General features: G+C 40.3%; 2 protein-coding genes. Both read right to left on the reverse strand.

Features of this window, described 5'->3' with window-relative positions:
* Positions 1-5: 5 nt before the first annotated feature.
* Positions 6-182 (reverse strand): glutamyl-tRNA amidotransferase, encoded by a 177-nt coding sequence (locus tag NE619_RS17880; protein WP_256133845.1) that lies wholly within the window; start codon positions 180-182, stop codon positions 6-8.
* Positions 179-785: hypothetical protein (locus tag NE619_RS17885; protein ID WP_256133846.1), on the reverse strand; the 607-nt coding region annotated here is incomplete at its 5' end. The genes NE619_RS17880 and NE619_RS17885, both read right to left, overlap by 4 nt.

The raw sequence follows: 785 nt of genomic DNA on the forward strand, positions 1-785 counted from the left end.
TTTTTTTACTTTTCTTTCGGCTCATAGCCTATGCCGTTGTTGCATTCTTTTAGCTTTCTTGGATCCCCGAACACATATTCGTCAGGTATCTCATCTGGAAAAGCATCGCAGTTCATAATCCATCCATCTTTATTTTTTCGTATATGTTTACAGGTACTGCACCAATCCAAGATTATTGTCACTTGTCTCTCCTCCTAATATATTTATTATACAAGGCTTCTGCTTCATCTGATATATAGTCTCCACGGCTTAATAAAACTTCAATCTCGGCAAGCGCTTCCGCACCGTCAAGTTTCGCCAACCGGCTAATACTGCCAATTCCTTTACCCTCCAACTCTTTATAAAGTTCTTCAATAGCATTTATACTCAAGCCCTGGATCGTTTTTGCGTGTCCACGCTCATGTATGGCGGCTTCCTCAAGATTTTCAATCACCGTATTACGAGATTGCTTGATTGCTTCATTTATTTCATCTAATGTCTTTCCTGCAAAAGCGTCTTGATTGATATTAAGTCGTAATAAAGCAGTATTTCCTGCGGGAATAGGCTCTATTTGCAGCAACACCATCCCACCGTCTGGACTTAAAATACTTTTTATGGCAACCTCGCTGATAAAATAGTCACCGTTCCGTTCACCCTGTTTCAAGGCATCGTAAATGGTTTCTATCACATCTTTATCAATATCCTTACCATAAGCCAGTGCTTCCATATCATCGATATCTATATTCTTTATTATACTACCATTCTCGCCGGCTTTCCACTGTTTTGCATAGCTGGTAGCCCGGGCA

The sequence above is a fragment of the Anaerovorax odorimutans genome, assembly GCF_024459955.1.
Taxonomy (GTDB): domain Bacteria; phylum Bacillota; class Clostridia; order Peptostreptococcales; family Anaerovoracaceae; genus Hominibacterium; species Hominibacterium odorimutans_A.